At 69.9% G+C, this 15,861-nt stretch carries 20 protein-coding genes; 11 read left to right on the top strand and 9 right to left on the bottom strand.

Annotation, left to right across the window (positions count from 1 at the left end; all coding sequences use genetic code 11):
* Window positions 1-5: 5 nt before the first annotated feature.
* Together B378_RS0104715 and B378_RS0104710 are read right to left on the bottom strand one after the other, a co-directional pair.
* On the bottom strand, window positions 6-626 hold the full coding sequence (locus B378_RS0104715) for an HAD family hydrolase (protein WP_017342666.1): 621 nt from the start codon (window positions 624-626) through the stop codon (window positions 6-8).
* Window positions 627-721: 95 nt separating this feature from the next.
* A complete protein-coding gene (locus B378_RS0104710) occupies window positions 722-1,204 on the bottom strand; it encodes a hypothetical protein (protein ID WP_017342665.1) in 483 nt (160 codons plus the stop codon).
* 139 nt (window positions 1,205-1,343) lie between these two features.
* Here B378_RS0104710 and B378_RS0104705 point away from each other — a divergent pair, with 139 nt between their 5' ends.
* The 9 genes from B378_RS0104705 (at window position 1,344) to B378_RS0104665 (ending at window position 7,236) form a co-directional block, all read left to right on the top strand.
* Entirely contained in the window at window positions 1,344-2,297 is a 954-nt protein-coding gene (locus tag B378_RS0104705) for a hypothetical protein (protein ID WP_017342664.1), read from the top strand.
* A gap of 95 nt (window positions 2,298-2,392) precedes the next feature.
* Entirely contained in the window at window positions 2,393-3,040 is a 648-nt protein-coding gene (locus B378_RS0104700; RefSeq protein ID WP_017342663.1) for a halocyanin domain-containing protein, read from the top strand.
* Window positions 3,037-3,426 carry a hypothetical protein gene (locus tag B378_RS0104695; RefSeq protein WP_017342662.1) on the top strand — a complete coding sequence of 130 codons (390 nt, stop codon included), beginning with the start codon at window positions 3,037-3,039 and terminating at the stop codon, window positions 3,424-3,426. The genes B378_RS0104700 and B378_RS0104695 overlap by 4 nt, the downstream gene beginning before the upstream one ends.
* A gap of 7 nt (window positions 3,427-3,433) precedes the next feature.
* Window positions 3,434-4,243, top strand: a complete 810-nt coding sequence (locus B378_RS0104690; protein ID WP_026046182.1) for a cytochrome bc complex cytochrome b subunit — start codon at window positions 3,434-3,436, stop codon at window positions 4,241-4,243.
* Between the two features lie 4 nt (window positions 4,244-4,247).
* Window positions 4,248-5,036 (top strand): cytochrome b, encoded by a 789-nt coding sequence (locus tag B378_RS0104685; RefSeq protein ID WP_026046181.1) that lies wholly within the window; start codon window positions 4,248-4,250, stop codon window positions 5,034-5,036.
* 82 nt (window positions 5,037-5,118) lie between these two features.
* Window positions 5,119-5,550, top strand: coding sequence for a hypothetical protein (locus B378_RS0104680; RefSeq protein ID WP_017342660.1), 432 nt, complete (start codon window positions 5,119-5,121; stop codon window positions 5,548-5,550).
* Window positions 5,551-5,554: 4 nt separating this feature from the next.
* The gene (locus B378_RS0104675) at window positions 5,555-5,839 is read left to right on the top strand and encodes a hypothetical protein (protein WP_017342659.1); all 285 of its coding nucleotides are present in this window, start codon (window positions 5,555-5,557) and stop codon (window positions 5,837-5,839) included.
* Between the two features lie 111 nt (window positions 5,840-5,950).
* On the top strand, window positions 5,951-6,697 hold the full coding sequence (locus B378_RS0104670; RefSeq protein WP_017342658.1) for an NAD(+)/NADH kinase: 747 nt from the start codon (window positions 5,951-5,953) through the stop codon (window positions 6,695-6,697).
* Window positions 6,698-6,792: 95 nt separating this feature from the next.
* Window positions 6,793-7,236 carry a hypothetical protein gene (locus tag B378_RS0104665; protein WP_017342657.1) on the top strand — a complete coding sequence of 148 codons (444 nt, stop codon included), beginning with the start codon at window positions 6,793-6,795 and terminating at the stop codon, window positions 7,234-7,236.
* A 43-nt stretch (window positions 7,237-7,279) separates the two neighbouring features.
* Here B378_RS0104665 and B378_RS0104660 read toward each other — a convergent pair whose 3' ends face one another.
* The 5 genes from B378_RS0104660 to B378_RS0104640 all read right to left on the bottom strand — a co-directional run bounded on the left by B378_RS0104660 (window position 7,280) and on the right by B378_RS0104640 (window position 12,282).
* Window positions 7,280-8,602, bottom strand: a complete 1,323-nt coding sequence (locus B378_RS0104660; protein ID WP_017342656.1) for a M28 family peptidase — start codon at window positions 8,600-8,602, stop codon at window positions 7,280-7,282.
* A gap of 97 nt (window positions 8,603-8,699) precedes the next feature.
* Window positions 8,700-9,359 carry a DUF420 domain-containing protein gene (locus B378_RS0104655; RefSeq protein WP_017342655.1) on the bottom strand — a complete coding sequence of 220 codons (660 nt, stop codon included), beginning with the start codon at window positions 9,357-9,359 and terminating at the stop codon, window positions 8,700-8,702.
* Between the two features lie 84 nt (window positions 9,360-9,443).
* Window positions 9,444-10,496 carry an NAD(P)-dependent glycerol-1-phosphate dehydrogenase gene (locus tag B378_RS0104650; protein WP_017342654.1) on the bottom strand — a complete coding sequence of 351 codons (1,053 nt, stop codon included), beginning with the start codon at window positions 10,494-10,496 and terminating at the stop codon, window positions 9,444-9,446.
* Between the two features lie 144 nt (window positions 10,497-10,640).
* Complete coding sequence (locus tag B378_RS0104645) at window positions 10,641-11,339, bottom strand: LysE family translocator (protein WP_017342653.1); 699 nt, start codon at window positions 11,337-11,339, stop codon at window positions 10,641-10,643.
* A 148-nt stretch (window positions 11,340-11,487) separates the two neighbouring features.
* Entirely contained in the window at window positions 11,488-12,282 is a 795-nt protein-coding gene (locus B378_RS0104640) for a DUF2103 domain-containing protein (RefSeq protein ID WP_017342652.1), read from the bottom strand.
* Window positions 12,283-12,394: 112 nt separating this feature from the next.
* On the opposite strand from B378_RS0104640, the gene B378_RS0104635 reads away from it, so the two are divergent.
* Together B378_RS0104635 and B378_RS0104630 are read left to right on the top strand one after the other, a co-directional pair.
* Complete coding sequence (locus B378_RS0104635) at window positions 12,395-13,084, top strand: hypothetical protein (protein ID WP_017342651.1); 690 nt, start codon at window positions 12,395-12,397, stop codon at window positions 13,082-13,084.
* A complete protein-coding gene (locus tag B378_RS0104630) occupies window positions 13,081-13,716 on the top strand; it encodes a hypothetical protein (protein WP_017342650.1) in 636 nt (211 codons plus the stop codon). Before B378_RS0104635 ends, B378_RS0104630 begins: the two co-directional genes overlap by 4 nt.
* A 46-nt stretch (window positions 13,717-13,762) precedes the next feature.
* Here B378_RS0104630 and B378_RS0104625 read toward each other — a convergent pair whose 3' ends face one another.
* Both B378_RS0104625 and B378_RS0104620 read right to left on the bottom strand, forming a co-directional pair.
* Window positions 13,763-14,947, bottom strand: coding sequence for a TRC40/GET3/ArsA family transport-energizing ATPase (locus B378_RS0104625; protein ID WP_017342649.1), 1,185 nt, complete (start codon window positions 14,945-14,947; stop codon window positions 13,763-13,765).
* 652 nt (window positions 14,948-15,599) lie between these two features.
* Window positions 15,600-15,857 (bottom strand): hypothetical protein, encoded by a 258-nt coding sequence (locus B378_RS0104620; protein ID WP_017342648.1) that lies wholly within the window; start codon window positions 15,855-15,857, stop codon window positions 15,600-15,602.
* Between the last annotated feature and the right edge of the window lie 4 nt (window positions 15,858-15,861).

Below are 15,861 nucleotides of genomic sequence, written 5' to 3'. Positions count from 1 at the left end.
ACCGCCTACGGCTCCGCTTCGAGTTCGCCGACGACCTCCGACAGCGGCGTCTCCGTCACGTCGACGAAGCGGCCGCCGGCGGCGACGATCCCCCCGTCGGTCTCGGGGTCGTCCCCGACGTGGACGAGTCCCGTCGTGGTCGTGTCGAGCGCCTCGGCCGCGGCCTCGAACGCGGAGGGATGGGGCTTCCGCCAGCCGCAGCCGACGCTCGTCGTGACCGCGTCGAACTCGCCGCGGAGCCCGGCGCGGATCAGCGTCCGCGGGACGAGTTCGGGGACGGCGCAGTTCGAGAGCAGGCCGACCGAGCCGCGCTCGGCGGCGCCCCGGACCGCGTCGAGCGCGCCGTCGCGCCGGGTCACGTCGGGGTCGAACGCCGCGATGACGGCGTGTCTGGCGACGTTCTGGTCCGCGTCGACGCCGCGGGAGTCGAGCGCGCGGGCGACGTGCGCGGGGAGGGGGACCTCCGCGCCCGCCGGCGCCTCGACGTGCTGCTCGCCGTACGCGACGTGCCAGTCGTCGGGGACCGTCACGCCGCGGGACTCCAGTTCGCGCGCGACCGCTTCCGCCGGGTCGGACGGGTACTCGACGTCGACGAGGGTCCCGAAGAGGTCGAAGGTGACTGCCACGATACCCCTGTTACGGGTAAACCCGGATTGAACCTGTCGGTCGGGGAGACGGGTTTCGACGCGCAGCAAATAGACCGTTCGCCGGGGCGCCGCGGTCAGATCATCGACGCGAGGTGGAGCGTGTACAGCCGGTAGAGCCCGGTTACCCACGCGCACAGCCACAGCAGCATGAAGCCGGCGACGCCGGCGCGGAGCCGCTTCCGCCAGTGGCCCATGTCCTCGTGGATCTCGTCGATGTCGACGTCGAGATCCTCGTAGGCGTCCGCGTTCCGCTTCGCCTGGAAGATCCGCACGATCCCGGTGAGCGCGAACGCTAGGAGGGCGTACGCCTGAACGCCGAAGAACGCGTGGAGGATCGCCATCCCCGTCAGCTGTTCGAGGACGCGCGGGATCATCCACCCGACGATGGGAACCGTCGTGAGCACCAGTCCCGCGACGATATACCGCAGGTGCCGCATCAACACGTTCCACGACACCGTCTCCGCGTCGATCATGATCCAGGCGCCGTACAGGAGGAAGGGAAGGCTCGTCGTCACGGACACCCCGGCGAGCGCCGCGATGACCGACTCGTCGACCATGCGAGCTGCTACGTGCTCCGGCGCGTAAAGCCCCCCGATCCGCGTCCGGCGGTGCGGTCTCCGGACGTGCGGTCCCGGGCTCCCGGCGGCCGGGCGCGGACGAAAACAGTTAGCGTCAGGAGCACGTAGCGCCGGGGTGATGGAGGACACCTCGACGCGGTCGGAGTCGGAGTCGCCGCCGGAGGAGTCGGCCGATCCGGCGTCCGACGGTTCGGACGACCGCACGTCACCCGACGACGGCGAGTCCGCGGCGGGCGAGGGCGACCAATCCGCGGCGGCCGACGTCGACGATCCCACGACGGGCGATATCGACGATCCCACGACGGCCGATGCCGAGGGGACGCGAGCGGACGAGACCGACATCGAGGCCCTCCGCGAGCGCGTCGAGTCGGAGTACGACTTCGACGACTTCGGCCCCTCCGACATGGCGCAGATGAGCGCCGAGGAGTGGGACGCCGCCTTCGACCCGGACACGTGGATCACCGGCGACCGACTCCTCGAGCGCGTCGACGCCGAGCTGAAGTCGCGGATCGCGACCCGCGACGTGTTCGGCGTCTTGGAGCGCGTCCGCGAGGACGGCGAGGAGCGCATCCTCGTCTACTCCGACGAGGGGTACGCGATCATCCGCCCCACGGGCGAGGTGCGCGGCGAGGGGACGGTGCTTCGGGACATCGAGCCGGTCGTCGCGCTCGCGGCGATGGAGTCGTACGAGGTGCCCGAGCCGCCGGAGAACTGGTCGCTTCCGCACCCGGACAGCGTCCCGGAGGGCTCCGGCGAGTTCGGCAACCTCGTGGTGCAGGCCGTCGCCGCGGTACAGGTGCTCGCCGGCGCGGCGCTCCTCGTCGCGAGCGCCGTGGCCGACCTCGGGACGATCGTCGCGCCGGCGATGGGCGTCGTCTTCCTCTTGGTCGGCCTCTTCCTCTTCGCGATGGTGGCGAACGCGCGACTCTCGGACCGGTTCCGCTCGGAGGAGTACCGGGACCGGCTGCGCGCGCTCCGCGAGGCGAAGGAGCGGCCCGGGTTCGTCCCCGTCGAAGACGGCGCCGTGACCGACGAGGACGCCGACGCAACGGAGCGCGACCGAGAGGAGTAATCCGACGATTTCGACGGTTTCAGCCCCCGAGACCTGCTCCACGTCGGCGGTTTCAGTCGGTGGGTTTAAGCGAACCCCGTCCCGAGTGAGCCTGTATGAAAAGGCGGGACTTCGTGCGGACGGCCGGCGGCGCGACCGCCGCCGTCGCGGCCTCCGCCGGGGCGACCGGAACGGTGGCTGCACAGGAGGTACAGCCCGACTGGCCCAGCGGGGCGGCCGACGGGAACGTCGGGTCGTACACCGACGCCCGCGGTCAGGACGAGGTGACCATCTCGGTCGGCGCCGGCAGCGACGGCCTCGCGTTCGACCCGACGCTGGTGTGGGTTGACGAGGGAACGACGATCACCTGGGAATGGACAGGCGCCGGGGGTTCGCACAACGTCCAGACCGTCGATGGCGGCGGTCCGGCAGCCCTCGACAGCGGCGACCCCGTCGGCGAGGAGGGGGCCACCTACGAGTACGAGACGTCCGGCGAGGACGCCGGCATCACCCACTACCACTGCGTGCCCCACACCGCGGTTGGCATGCACGGCGGCCTCGCCGTCGGCGAGGACGTCGCCACCGTCGAGACCGGCGGCGCGAGCACCGGGTGGCCGGAGGACATCGCCAAGGTCGGCGTCCCCCTCCACGCTCACTGGGTCGGCATCTCCGCGATCCTCGGCATCGGGATGACGTTCGTGTTCACGTTCTACATGCTCAAGTACGGCGAGTCGGCCCACACGGGCCACGGAGGTGCCAGATGAGCTCCGGCAGCTCCTCGTACGGCGATATCCACCGATACGAGCCGGCCCGCGAGAGCACCGCCGCCGCGATCGCGATCGTCCTCCTCACCGTCATCGAAGTCGTGTTCGTCGCCCTGTTCACCTACGGACTGATGTCCGCGTGGGCGTCGACGGAGGCGGGGAACATGTACGTCGGCGCGCTGTTGGCCTTCATCTTTATTGATCTCGCGTTCATCCTTCTCCTGTACCGGAAGGAGTTCCTGCCGGACGTGATGATCGTGAAAAAGCGTCGCCGCAAGTGGGAGGATCTGTACGTCCGCGAAGAGGACAAGGAGGGCAAAGGCATCGACACCGGCGGCCTCGCGGAGACGCTGAAGCGCGCGGTGTACCCGTACTACAAGAAGTGATTCGACAATGAGCCTGAAAAAACAAGACGACATGGACCACAACGCGTGGCTCAAGAGTCAGGACCTCACGGCCATCGAGACGGCGTTCCTGACCACGCTCATCTGGCTGGACAAGCGGCTTCGCATCGTCGACTACCTCGAGCTGCTGGAGACGATGTACTACCGCGCGAACCTCCAGATGCCGAAGAGCCACACCGAGCAGTACGACCTCGACAACAAGTTCTGGTACTGGTACCCGTTGTACTCGCTCGGGTCCCTCTCCATCATCGCGTACCTGCTCGCGGCGGTCTCTGGCGCGCTGCTCGGGTTCTACTACGCGCCGTCGACCGCGGGCGCGGCGGCGCAGGGCGACCCCACCGCCGCGTACGACTCGATGGTGATGATCATGAAAGACGTCCAGTTCGGCTTCATGCTCCGGTCGATCCACCGCTGGGCGGCCCAGTTCATGGTGGCGGCGGTGTTCCTCCACATGCTGCGCGTCTACTTCACCGGCGCGTACAAGGAGCCGCGCGAGGTCAACTGGATCCTCGGTGTCGTGCTCATCGCCCTGACGCTGCTGTTCGGTTTCTCCGGGTACGTCCTCCCGTGGAAGCAGCTGTCCTTCTGGGCGGCGCAGATCGGCGTCGAACTGGCCCTCGCGACCCCCATCGTGGGCGAGTGGGCGGCCCAGCTGCTGTTCGGCGGCTTCACCCTCGGACAGGCGACGCTCGTGAGAATGTACATCCTGCACGTGTTCGTGTTGCCGTTCGTGGTCACCGCGCTCATCGCGATCCACGTCGGCATCGTCTGGGTGCAGGGCATCGCGGAGCCGCACTAATCCAATGACCGACGACACCACACCCATGACGGACGGAGGCACCGACGACGAGGCGCGGACCGACGGCGGCCCGCCGGCGACGGTCCCGCCGGACGACGAGACGCCGACCTGGTCCGACCGGAAGGAGCGCAGCCAGGGGCTCGCACAGCTCACCTACCAGTACTTCGAGCGCTCCCGGCGCGAGGACGAGGACCTGCGCGCGGAGTCGACGTACGTCGAGCGCGACGTGCTCGGCTTCCCGACGTGGCCCCACGAGACCATTCGGAACCTCGCGATCACGTCGTTCTTCCTCGGGGTCATCCTGCTCGTGGCCTCGATCCTGCCGTCGCACTTCGGCGACCCGGCGAACCCCGGCTCCACGCCGGCGATCATCCTGCCCGACTGGTACCTCTACTGGTCGTTCGGCCTGCTGAAGCTCAGCCCGATCAACCCCGAGCTCGCGGTGTTGGGCGGTAACATCATCGTGTCCAACGAGCTGTACGGGCTCATCGCCCACGGCGCCATCTTCGGCGTCATCACGCTCGTCCCCTTCCTCAACAAGGGCAACGCACGTCGCCCCGTCGAGGAGCCGGGGTGGGCCGCGCTCGGCGTGACCGGGGTAATCTTGGCGATCACGCTGGCGGTGCTGGCCATCCAGAACTTCTTCCCGGTCCCGACCGAGCTGCTGTTCTCGCTCGTGTTCATGGTCCCGATCGCGGGCGGCGTCATCACCTACGCGGTGTTGAAGACGATGCGCGAAGGGTACATGTACGACCTCAACCGACGGTACTACATGCTGCGGCCGCCGAAGTAAGCGGCCGACCCAGTCCGCTGCGGTCCCGCTGCCGAAGCGCGGCCGGGCTCCCGCCCCCGCCGTTCCGACGCTCCGTATTCCCATGTCATCCTCAACAGACGGCGACGCCTCGCAGGCGTTCGACGAGACCGGCGATCCGATCGCGACCGACGACGACGCCGACCCGCGCAACGAGCCGACGGGCCCGCGAGAGGGGGCGAGCGGCCGGGAAGTCGTCGTCCCCTTCCGGCTGTACAAGGCCGTCACCGTCTTCTCGACGCTCGCCGCGGTTGTCACCTACTTCGTCGGGTTCACGCTCATCGACGCCGCGACGCTTCAGATAAGCTTCGTCCGGACGACCATCGTCTACCTGCTCGACAGCGCCGGAATCTTGCCGCCGGAGGACGTGCTCGTGGCGGTACTGGCGATCACCGGCGTCGGCTTCATCGTCCTCGGGACCGCCGTGTACGTGCTCGGGACCCGGTTCCGCGGACAAGGGATGGGAAAGTCTCAAGACGACCCCAGCGAAACGTGAGATAATGGCAGACGAGTTCATGAAGGGCTTCGCCCTGTTCACGATCGGCGGTCTCGGGTGGATCACCTTCGGCGGCTGGTACCGGACGCCGTCGTACTACCAGGTGTCACAGCTCGTGAACCCGGCGGAGGGCGTGAACACGGCGTACGGCGAGGTCGGTCTGCTCGCGGGCGACGTGTTGTTCTGGCTGATGATCCTCGGCGCGCTGACGTTCTGGGTACTCATCCCCGCCAGCCGGCAGCTCCGCGACGCCCTCGACGACGGCGACGACGACGCGGCCGCGAACTGAACGCACCCCCTCGTCTCGCTTTCTCCGTCTGTTCCGCCGCCCGAGAGCGGCGGCGACGGTCCTCGCCGACGAACCGAGAGCTTTTCACCGCCGCTCACCCCAGCCTCGCGCATGAGTGAGCCGACGCGCCGCCTCGCGGTTCTCGGCGACGGCGACCCGGCAGCGGCGATCCGATCGGCGGTCGACGGCGCGGGCGCCCGTCTCGTCGACCACACCGAGGCGGACGCGGTCGTCGCCGTCGGGGACGCCGCGCTTCGGAAGGCGATGCGCGCGGCCGCGACCGATGACGGGCGTTCGAGTCCGATCCTCCCGATCGGGGACGGTCGTCACGCGGTCAACCCGGACCTCGCGGCCGACCGCATCGCGGACGCCGACGACTGGCTCGGCGGATCGGCGAGCGCGGTCGACGGGTTCGCTCGCGTCCCGCACCCGGTCTTGGCGGTCGACGGCACCGGCGACGGTCGCCGCCGGTTCGCGGCCGCGGACGTCGCCTTCGTGACGACGGAGCCGGCCCGGATCTCCGAGTACGGGATCGCCTTTTCCGACGGTGAGTCGGTCTCGGTGCGCGCTGACGGCGCCGTGATCGCGACGCCGCTCGGGAGCGACGGCTACGCGGCGGCGGCCGGCGGGCCCGTGGTGTCGCCCGGCGGCGGCCTCTCGGTCGTTCCCGTCTCGCCGTTCACGACTCGCCCCGAGACGTGGGTCGCGAGCGGCGGCGTCCGCGTCACGGTCGAGCGCGAGGCGGAACCGGTCGCGCTGGTCGTCGACGGCGAGCGCCGCGGGACCGTCGAGCCGCACCGCGCGGTCGGCGTCGAGATCGCGGCGACGGTCGATCTCCTCTCGGCGACGGCGGAGTGAGGGGGCTGCTCCCCCACGCCCAACGACGTCCGCGACCCCCGCGCGAGCGCGCCGATCGGAAACACTCTAATACGTCGTGAACGGAAATGGTGGATATGGACCCACTGCAGTTCCTCGTTCCCCTCGGCTGGCTGGCGGCCGCCGGGCCGGCGCTGCCGTACGCGATCTTCGTGATGACCGTCGCGAACCTCGCGACGCGGCACCTCGCGCACAGGCGACACGTCGATCAGGGACAGGAGGCGGACAGCGTGGAGGCGTACACGCCGCACGTGTTCACCAACGTCGGGCTCGTCCTCCTGTCGTTCGTCTTCATCCTCGACTCGCCCGTGAGAGGGACGATCCTCGCGGTGCTCGTGCTGGCGATGTTCATCGCCGACTTCTTCGAGCTGGAGGCGCGCAACGTCGAGGCCCGCAACGACATGGAGATCGAGGCGCCGAAGAGTTCGATCGCCGCCTCGCTCGTCGTGTTAGTGTGGTCGTCGTACTTCGCGCTGTTCTTCGTCGTCGAAGGGATCTGGAACCAGTTCGTCGTCGCCTGACGGACTCTGCCCCCCGACCGCGGTTTCCCTTTCCGCCCTCCGCTTAGAACGTCCAGTCGCCGGTGAGCTTCATCCCCGTCGCCTTCCCCTCCGCTTCGAGCGCCGCCGCGATCTCATCGGTGTCCCGGCGCGGGATCGACGCGTCCGTCTCGGCGAGGTCGACGACGAGTTCGGTGAGGAGGATCGCCTGCTCCCGGAGGTTCCGCGACTCAAGCTTGTCGAGCGTGTCCGCGTGGGTGTGCCCCCAGCCGCGGCCGCGCCCCTCGGTCTCGCCCGAGATCATGTACCCCGGGATCCCCCGCTTCACGAACGGCCAGTGGTCGCTGTGGGGGACCAGCTCCTCGCCCGTCGAGACCGGGTGGTCGAAGCGGTCGCTCACGCGCTCGGCGGCGGCTTCGAGCGCGTCGAAGTCGTGGTGATCGAGCCGGAGCGTCCGGCCGAACACGTTGCTGTCGACGTTGACGACGGCGCGGACCGCGTCCCGGTCGGCCGCCTCGGCGGCCACCGACGAGCCGACGAGGCCGACCTCCTCGGCGCCGAACGCGGCGAACTTGACCCGCACGTCGAGCTCGTCTTCGCGGGCCGCGAGCGCTCGTGCGACCTCGACGATCGTCGCCGTGCCGGCCCCGTTGTCCATCGCGCCCTCCGCGAGGTCGTGGGCGTCGACGTGCGAGGAGACGATCAAGTGCTCGTCGGTGTCGGGCCCCAGCTCGGCGACCGCGTTTCCGCTCGTCGCGGTCGGCGTCTCGCAGTCGACCGCGACGGTCAGGTCGTCGCCCTCGTTGCGTCGCGCGAGCCGGGCGCCGGTCTCCTTCGAGACGCCGACCGCGGGGATCGCCCCAATCGGATCGTCGGCGGTCCCGACGCTCCCGGTCGGCGGGAGCGTCCCCTCGACGTGGTTGGCGAAGACGAAGGCGGCGGCGCCCGCGTCGACCGCGCGGTAGTACTTCTCGCGGCGGTGGATGAACCGGTCGACGGAGTCCGGAGTGTCCGACGAGACCATCACGACTGTCCCCTCCAAGTCGGCCTCGAAGTCCTCGGGGACGCCGTAGCCAAGGTCGACGAACTCGCCGGTCGCCTCGCCGCTCGGGCTGCGCGGCAGCGCGATACACTCGTTCGGGCCGACCGCGACCGGCTCGTCGGTCGTCGCGTCCCGGACCGCGCTGTCGCCGCGCTCCCAGCCCTGTATCTCGAACTCCTCGATCGCCGCATTTCGCGCGCCCGCGTCGGCGAACGCGTCGCGGGTCAGCTCCAAGGCCTCGCGCTCGCCCGCAGAGCCGGCCATCCGGTCGCCGACGTCGACGAGGTCGAGGAGGTGGTTCCAGCCCGCGTCGCTCGTGAACGTCTCGCCGATCCAGTCGGTCATGGGTAGGCGTGTCGCGGCCGCCGCTCAAGCGTTTCGGTGGCGGCGGGGGCGGCCGGAAGCGAGGAACGAGACGGCGAGCGATCGAGGGCGGCAGCTCTCAGACCGGCACAGCCGGGAGGAGGACCGTCGCGGCCTCGGCGGCCGCGAACGTCGAGTCGTACAGGTGGTTGAGGAGGAGGTAGGTGACGACGCCGAGCGCGAGCGAGAGGATCCACGCGCCCGCGGCGATCCGTCCGACGCGCCGGTGTGGGGTCTCGTTGCGAAGCTCCGGCTCCGTGTGCGTGAGCCCGAGGACGATGGCGTAGAGGACGACCGGGACGGAGATCACGGAGAGAATGATGTGGATCGCGAGCATGATCAGGTACGCGGGGTACACCCAGTCCCACAGCGGGACCCACCCGTACGCCGAGTCCAGCACGAACTCCTTGGTGCCGCCGCCGGCGACCTTCGGGAGGTACATCCCGAGGAACAGGAGGATGAGGCCGAACGAGGTCGTCATCGCGGCCGCGTGTTTCTTCACCTCGTCGTTGCGGATCCAGTACCAGCCGAGCGAGAGGGTGATCACGGTGACGGTGTTGACGGCGGCGATTGCGTGCGCGAGCAGGTTCACGGTCTCCTGTGTGAGCGTCGGGAATAGCGCCTGGAACTCGGGGACCAGAAACACGCCGCCGACGGCGCCGTAGCCGACGACGGTGAGGAGGACGGTTATCGCGGTGGCCCGCTCCTTGGCCCGCTTGCGAACGCTGGCGGTGGACATATTGGGAGGAGGGAACGGAGCGATAAGTCGGCTTCGGGTACTCCCGGCGGTCGAGACGTTTCGCCCGCGACCGCGCCGTCACGACTACCGCTCGATGACGCCCGTCGCGGTCGCGACCTCGACTGCGGCCTCCTCGTTGATCCCGCCTTGGAGGATGGTGTAGCGGTCGCGGATCTCGTGGGCGCTCGTCAGGGCGGCGAGCAGCTCCGCGTCGTCGATCCCCAACTCGCTCGCCGTCGTCGGGGCGTCGAGCTCGTCGAGGGCGTCGCGGATGGCACTCCACCGGCCGTTCTCGCCGCTGTGGAGGTACTCCGTCATGATCGAGGCGACGCCGACCTGATGGCCGTGAAGCGCCTTGCCGGGCGCGATCCGGTCGAGCTGGTGGGAGATGAGATGTTCCGCGCCGGAGGCGGGCCGCGAGGAGCCGGCGATCGACATCGCGACGCCGGAGGAGACGAGTGCCTTCACGACCACCCACGCGGACTCCTCTAAGCCCGGGCGGATCATGTCGGCGTTCTCGACGAGCAGCTCCGCGGTCATCTCCGAGAGCGCCCCCGCGTACTCGCTGTATTCGACGTTGCGGAGGCGGCGGGCGAGCCGCCAGTCCTTCACCGCGGTGTAGTTGGAGATGATGTCCGCACAGCCAGCGGTGGTGAGCCGCCACGGGGCGTCCGCGATGAGCGTCGTGTCCGCGACGACGGCGAGCGGCGGGTCGGCCGCGACGGAGTGGCGGGTGTCGCCCTCGGGGATCGAGGAGCGCCCGGAGACGATGCCGTCGTGGGAGGCGACGGTCGGGACGGAGACGAAGCCGACGTCGAGGTGGTCGGCGGCCATCTTCGCGATGTCGATCGGCTTCCCGCCACCGAGGGCGATCAGGTAGCCAGGGTCGACGGCCTCGGCGGTCGCCTTCAGCTCCTCGACGGCGTCGAAGGAGGCCTCGTCGACGACGGCGGTCGCGGGGTCGTCGAACTGCGCCCGGACGCGGTCGCCGGCGATGTCGTTGGGCGTCGGGCTCGTCACGATCAGCGGCCGCCCCGTCAGGTAGAGCTCGCCGACCGCCTCCCCGAGGTCGTCGATGACGTCGTGTCCCACGAGGACGTTCCGCGGGAGCTTGATCCACGTCGTCTTCTCGAACATACGGGCCGGTCTCGCCGACGGGTCAAAGCCGTTGTCCATGCGGTCGCGGACCGCTCGGGCGCGGTGCGCCGGCGAGCGTCGGTTGACCCGGGCGATCGATCGGTCGCACGCCGCCGAGCGACGCGGTCGATTCGGCCGCGCCCGCTACGCGCCGAGCGCCGCCAGCGTCGTCGCGGCGTCGTAGAGGAAGTAGACACCGAAGCCGGCGAGCACGACGGCGGAGCCGACGGCGACGAGCGGCGCGAACGTCTCGATCCGGCGCTCGGCGGCGACGAGCCCGGTCGGGAAGCTCACGATCCACGTCAGCACGCCGAGGAAGAACCCGCCGATGAGCGCCGGCGAGCCAGTGGCGACCACGAGCGTCCCGGCGAGGTCCGCGCCGACGACGGGGAGCCGGGCGAGCACGTCGAGCTCGCCCGGCCGGAGCATGCCGACGCCGATCGTCAGCCAGAACAGCACCTGGTAGGGATTGGTCAAGGCGAGCACCAGCGCCTTGCGGAACCCCTTCCCCTCCGCGACCATCGGATCATCGCCCGAGGTCGGACGGAAGGATTCTCGGGCCCCTCGGGCGGCGCCGACAGCGAAATACAGCATCAGGACCCCGCCGACCGCGACCATCGCGCCCTGTAACAGCGGGAACGATTCGACGACCGCGACGACGCCGACATACGCGAGGACGAAGAAGATCGCGTCGGCAGTCGCCGCGCCGAGCCCGGCCCGGAAGCCGGCCAGACGCCCGCGGAGAACCGACTCCTCGGCGATCACCGCGTTCATCGGGCCGGGCGGCGCCGCGAGCGCCAAGCCGAAGACGACGCCCGCACCGAGCGTAACGAGGGTACTCACACCGCTCGCAACGCCCGGTTTCGTGAAAAACCTCGCGACAGAGAGGCGGTCGGTAGCGGTCGGTTCCGGGCCGCACGCCCGAGATCGACGCATCGAGGGACAGATCCGAACACTGGGGCCGAGACCCGACCGGAACCGTGGCTCGCGGCTACGCGTCCTGGAGCTCGGCGTCGCGGAGCGCCTCGTTGAGGTCCTCGCGGACGCGTTCGCCGGTCTCGCGGTCCATCGCCGTGGTGACGATCCGGTTCTCCTGAACGCTGGAGCCGTCGCGCAAGAGGAGTCGGACGTTGCCGTTCGTCCCCGCGCGCGTCGCCTTCGCGCGGAGGCCCGTCCGCGAGCCCGTCCCGCCGGCGTCGATGGGACCGGGGACGATCTTCTTGACGTGAGGGTGTTCCGCGACGGTCTGGACGGCCTTCCGCCCCTTGCGGTCGCCGATGAGCGTCGAGTGCGACCCGCCGATCTTCTCCCGGGGCGGCGTCTCGACGACCGCCAGCGACCGGTCGCCCCGACGGTCGAGCACCCACGCGACGACCGGGCTCACGTCCGCCTCGCGGTCGTCACGGGAGTCCGCCGCCGCCCCGCCCTGACCGCTCCCGCTCGCGCCGCCGTCGGGGACGCGGTAGAACTCGTGGTGGAGCTGCGCCCGCGTCTCGCGGAGCGGCTCGCGCTCGCCGGCGGCGTAGACGGTCTCGGGGCGCTTCCGTCGGATCTCGTCGGCGACGCGGCCCGCGAAGTTCCGCAGTTGGACCTCGCTCAGTCGCTCGCCCTCTTCCGGGCGCGTGGTGACCGTCGTCTCGCCGACCACGTCGTCCTCGTCGAGCATAGTCAGGTGCGCGCGGTCGGTCTCGAACTCGGCGACGACGGCGTCGGCGTTGGCGGTGTTACAGGTGAGACAGTAGTCCCCCGGCTTCTCGATGGGGGTGCCACACCGCCGACAGTTCATACGGATCCGAGGAACGTGCGGAATAAAAGGCCGTCCGTTCGGCGCCCGAGACGGAGGCCGTCCCGATGCCCGGAGCGACCCCTTATTACCCTCCCCGGCCTCCGTATCGGACATGGACGGAGACCGACGCCGCGACGCCGACGCCGGCTCCGAGGCGGATGTCGGTGACGCGGAGCGCGACGAGGACTTAGCCGACAGGTTGGATGCGGTCGAGGACCGACTGACGGAGCTGATCCGCGACGGACGGCTCAACGCGTTCGTCGCGTGGGCGATGATCGCGGTCCTGACGGGGGTGCTGGTCGAGAGCGCGCTCGACTACGACCTGCTCTCGGCGATGATCGTCGTCGGGCTCGGCGCGGTCGTGCTCGCGCCGACCGTCGCGGCGCGGGACTGGCGGGCGATGCTCCCGGCAGAGCTCGTCACCCTCGCGCTGTTGCCCGTCCTCGTGCGGGCCGTCTTCGGCGGCGAACTGGGGACGTTCGCGACGTACGTCGCCATCGCGGCGCTGGCGCTCGTGATCGCCGTCGACCTCCACATGTTCACGACGCTGCGGCTCACGCACTGGTTCGCGGTCGCGTTCGTCGTGATGGCGACGCTGGCGACGGCGGCGGTGTGGACGGTGTTACGCTGGAACCTCGACCAGCGCGTCGGCACCGCCTTCCTGACGACGAACGACGCGCTGATGATCGAGTGGATCTACGTCACGCTGGCGGGGATCGCGGCCGGGCTCCTCTTCGACGGCTACTTCCGAGGGCGAGGGCGCCGCCTCCGCCGCGTCATCCGGCGGGTGGTGCGCCGATGACGCTGCTCCCCCGTCCGTCGCTCGCCTCGCAACGGCGGCTCACGGGCGCGATGCAGGTCCTGCTCGTCGCCATCGTCGCGTACGGCTTCCTCGCGGGCGAACAGAAGGCGATAAGCAACGGGGTCATCGCCTTCCTCGTCACGCTGATCCCGGCGACGCTGGAGCGCCGGTACGACCTCCCCTTGGACCCGTGGCTCGCCCTGTGGATCACGATGGCGGTGTTCCTCCACACGGTCGGGTCCGCCGGGTTCTACCAGCGCGTCGAGTGGTGGGACCACATGACGCACGCGCTGTCGGCCTCGCTCGTCGCCGCGGTCGGGTACACGACGCTGCGCGCGGTCGACCTCCACAGCGACGGGATCCGCATCCCGGCGCGGTTCGCGTTCGTCTTCATCGTCCTCATCGTCCTCGCGTTCGGCGTCCTCTGGGAGCTGTTCGAGTTCGGGCTCGACATCGTCGCGACCGAGACGGGGATCGACATGCCGCTCGCGCAACACGGGCTCGACGACACCGTACTCGATCTCATGTACAACACGGCGGGAGCGGTCCTCGTCGGCCTGTTCGGACAGGCGCACCTCACGGGCGTCGCGGAGCAGGTCCGAGACCGGCTGCTCGGGAGCGCGCCCGAGTAGCGACGGAAGCGAGGCCGAACAGCGGAGAAGGCCGGCGGCTCGAAGCTCAGTCCAGACAGGCCGCCACGACCCGCAGCGCGGCCTCGCCCCGCACCTCGTTCGCGAGCAGCGGGACCCGCTTCACCTCGCGCCCGCGGAACAGGTCGGTCGCCTCGCGGAGCGCGTTCTGCTGGACCTCCCAGCGTCGCGCGCAGAACTCGCAGGTGTCGGGGTTCGGCTCGACCACCCAGTCGGGGTCGATCCCGGACCCGTCCCCGCCGGTCACGTCGCCGACGCCCTCCATCACGCGGTTGACGACGAGCGTGTTCACCGGAATTCCGAACTCGTCGAGGCGCGCGACGAGCCGCTCGGACTCGACGACGCTCATCTCCTCGGGGATCATCACGACGCGGAAGTCGGTCTTGTCGGGGTCGCGCAGGACCGCTCGGAGGCGCTCGATGCGCTCGCGCAGCTCCTCGAGGTCGGCCGAGGGGTCGGGCTCGTCGTCGCCGCCGCCGAACATCCCCTTGATCCCGTCCATCATCCCGGAGAAGCGCTGGCGGAGCTTCATCACGCGGCCGAGCATCGAGTCCATGATCTCCGGCAGCTGGAGCAGCCGGAGGGTGTGGCCCGTCGGCGCGGTGTCGACGACGACGCGGTCGAACCGCGGGTCGTCGAGGTACTCCAGCAGCTGGCGCATCGCCGCCGCCTCGTCGGCGCCGGGCATCGTGCCGCCGAGGAGGCCGCCGAGCCCCTCGCCGTCCTCGCCCGCCCCCCCGGCGTCGCCGCCCGCGCCGCCCATCGGCCCCTCGCCGCCCATCCCGCCCATCGCGTCACCCATCTCGCCGAGCCCGCCGAGCGGGTCGCCGTCGGCGCCGAACATCCCCTCGTCCACCGCGGCGTCGGGGTCGATCTCCGCGGCGTAGAGGGGCACGTCCTCGCGGATGCGCGCCGGCTCGGCGGGGATCTCCGCCTCGTAGGTGTCCGACAGCGAGTGCGCGGGGTCGGTGGAGACGACGAGCGTGCGGACGCCGCCCGCGGCCGAGGCGAGCCCCGTCGCGGCCGCCATCGTCGTCTTCCCGACGCCGCCCTTCCCGCCGTACAGCACGTAGTCGGGCGCGTCGACGCCCGCGGGCAGATCGGCGAGGTCGTCGTCGACGGTGAGGGATTCGTCGCCGTCGGCCGGCTCAACGGGACCTTCGTCTTCGGGCTCGTCGACCCGGTCGACGGGTTCGACGTCGATGTCGTCCATATCGACCTCTCGTTCCGGCGGGCTTGTGTACCCGTCGGTCCCGATAAGGTGTCGGCTTTGTACCCCCTGCGAGAACGTTCGAACTCTCCGCCACTCGTTTATAAATCGTCGATTGCGGAGTGGCGGTGACTGCCGCCAGAGCCCCAGCCACTCGCTTATAAAAAAGAACTGGCAGATCGACGGTGAATGCCTCCAAAGCCCCGACCGGTTACTTATAAATAACCGATCGCGGATCGGCGAAGAACACCGCCAAAGCCCCAGTCGCGAGGCGGCCGCACGCTCGCTGCGCTCCTCACTCGGTCACTCACTTCGTTCGCTCTCTCGTTGCGGTGCTTACGTCGCCTGCGGCCGCCTCGCGACTGCCCCTTTGAGTCCCGCCCCGCACAGCGACCGCACCACCTCACGCCTCCCCAGCCTCGTCGGGCGCATCCTTCGGGCTCCCTTCGGTCGCCCTCGGAGCGCCCGACTCCCTCGCGCGTGCTCCTCGCGGCCGCCGGTGGCGGCCGCTCGCAGGCACGCGCCACCGCACAGCCGGTTGTTTATAAATGGTTATTCGGTCGCGCAGTCGCGCTCGACGGCCATCCCGAGGTCGGTCATCGCGTCGAAGGAGTCGGGGAAGGAGACGTCGACATGTTCGGCGCCGCTGTCGACGTCAGCTCAGCCGCTTCATCGAGACCAGCGCCGTCGGGATCATGATCGGGATCGTGAGGATGGCCCCCGTGATCACGACGAACGGCGCGACCCCGGCGATCGGGTACGCGAGCAGGTCGACGGCTAACGCGTTGACCGCGCTTACCGTCACCGTGTACGCGATCACGGTGAGCGCGACGATCGTCGAGAACACGACGCCGACGACGAGCGCCGCGTTCGGTCCGCCCGCCCCTTCGTTCGACGACGGTTCGCCGCTCATCTGC

Origin of the sequence: Halorubrum sp. T3 (assembly GCF_000296615.1) — an archaeon.
Lineage (GTDB): Archaea > Halobacteriota > Halobacteria > Halobacteriales > Haloferacaceae > Halorubrum > Halorubrum ruber.
The sequence above is the reverse complement of the archived record's forward strand: the minus strand, read 5'-3'. Positions and strand labels throughout refer to the sequence as shown.

Coding starts and splice junctions, on each gene's coding strand:
- B378_RS0104710 (WP_017342665.1), bottom strand. CDS start 1,204: ATGGTCGACGAGTCGGTCATCGCGGCGCTCGCCGGGGTGTCCGTGACG.
- B378_RS0104705 (WP_017342664.1), top strand. CDS start 1,344: ATGGAGGACACCTCGACGCGGTCGGAGTCGGAGTCGCCGCCGGAGGAG.
- B378_RS0104700 (WP_017342663.1), top strand. CDS start 2,393: ATGAAAAGGCGGGACTTCGTGCGGACGGCCGGCGGCGCGACCGCCGCC.
- B378_RS0104695 (WP_017342662.1), top strand. CDS start 3,037: ATGAGCTCCGGCAGCTCCTCGTACGGCGATATCCACCGATACGAGCCG.
- B378_RS0104690 (WP_026046182.1), top strand. CDS start 3,434: ATGAGCCTGAAAAAACAAGACGACATGGACCACAACGCGTGGCTCAAG.
- B378_RS0104685 (WP_026046181.1), top strand. CDS start 4,248: ATGACCGACGACACCACACCCATGACGGACGGAGGCACCGACGACGAG.
- B378_RS0104680 (WP_017342660.1), top strand. CDS start 5,119: ATGTCATCCTCAACAGACGGCGACGCCTCGCAGGCGTTCGACGAGACC.
- B378_RS0104675 (WP_017342659.1), top strand. CDS start 5,555: ATGGCAGACGAGTTCATGAAGGGCTTCGCCCTGTTCACGATCGGCGGT.
- B378_RS0104670 (WP_017342658.1), top strand. CDS start 5,951: ATGAGTGAGCCGACGCGCCGCCTCGCGGTTCTCGGCGACGGCGACCCG.
- B378_RS0104665 (WP_017342657.1), top strand. CDS start 6,793: ATGGACCCACTGCAGTTCCTCGTTCCCCTCGGCTGGCTGGCGGCCGCC.
- B378_RS0104660 (WP_017342656.1), bottom strand. CDS start 8,602: ATGACCGACTGGATCGGCGAGACGTTCACGAGCGACGCGGGCTGGAAC.
- B378_RS0104655 (WP_017342655.1), bottom strand. CDS start 9,359: ATGTCCACCGCCAGCGTTCGCAAGCGGGCCAAGGAGCGGGCCACCGCG.
- B378_RS0104650 (WP_017342654.1), bottom strand. CDS start 10,496: ATGTTCGAGAAGACGACGTGGATCAAGCTCCCGCGGAACGTCCTCGTG.
- B378_RS0104640 (WP_017342652.1), bottom strand. CDS start 12,282: ATGAACTGTCGGCGGTGTGGCACCCCCATCGAGAAGCCGGGGGACTAC.
- B378_RS0104635 (WP_017342651.1), top strand. CDS start 12,395: ATGGACGGAGACCGACGCCGCGACGCCGACGCCGGCTCCGAGGCGGAT.
- B378_RS0104630 (WP_017342650.1), top strand. CDS start 13,081: ATGACGCTGCTCCCCCGTCCGTCGCTCGCCTCGCAACGGCGGCTCACG.
- B378_RS0104625 (WP_017342649.1), bottom strand. CDS start 14,947: ATGGACGACATCGACGTCGAACCCGTCGACCGGGTCGACGAGCCCGAA.
- B378_RS0104620 (WP_017342648.1), bottom strand. CDS start 15,857: ATGAGCGGCGAACCGTCGTCGAACGAAGGGGCGGGCGGACCGAACGCG.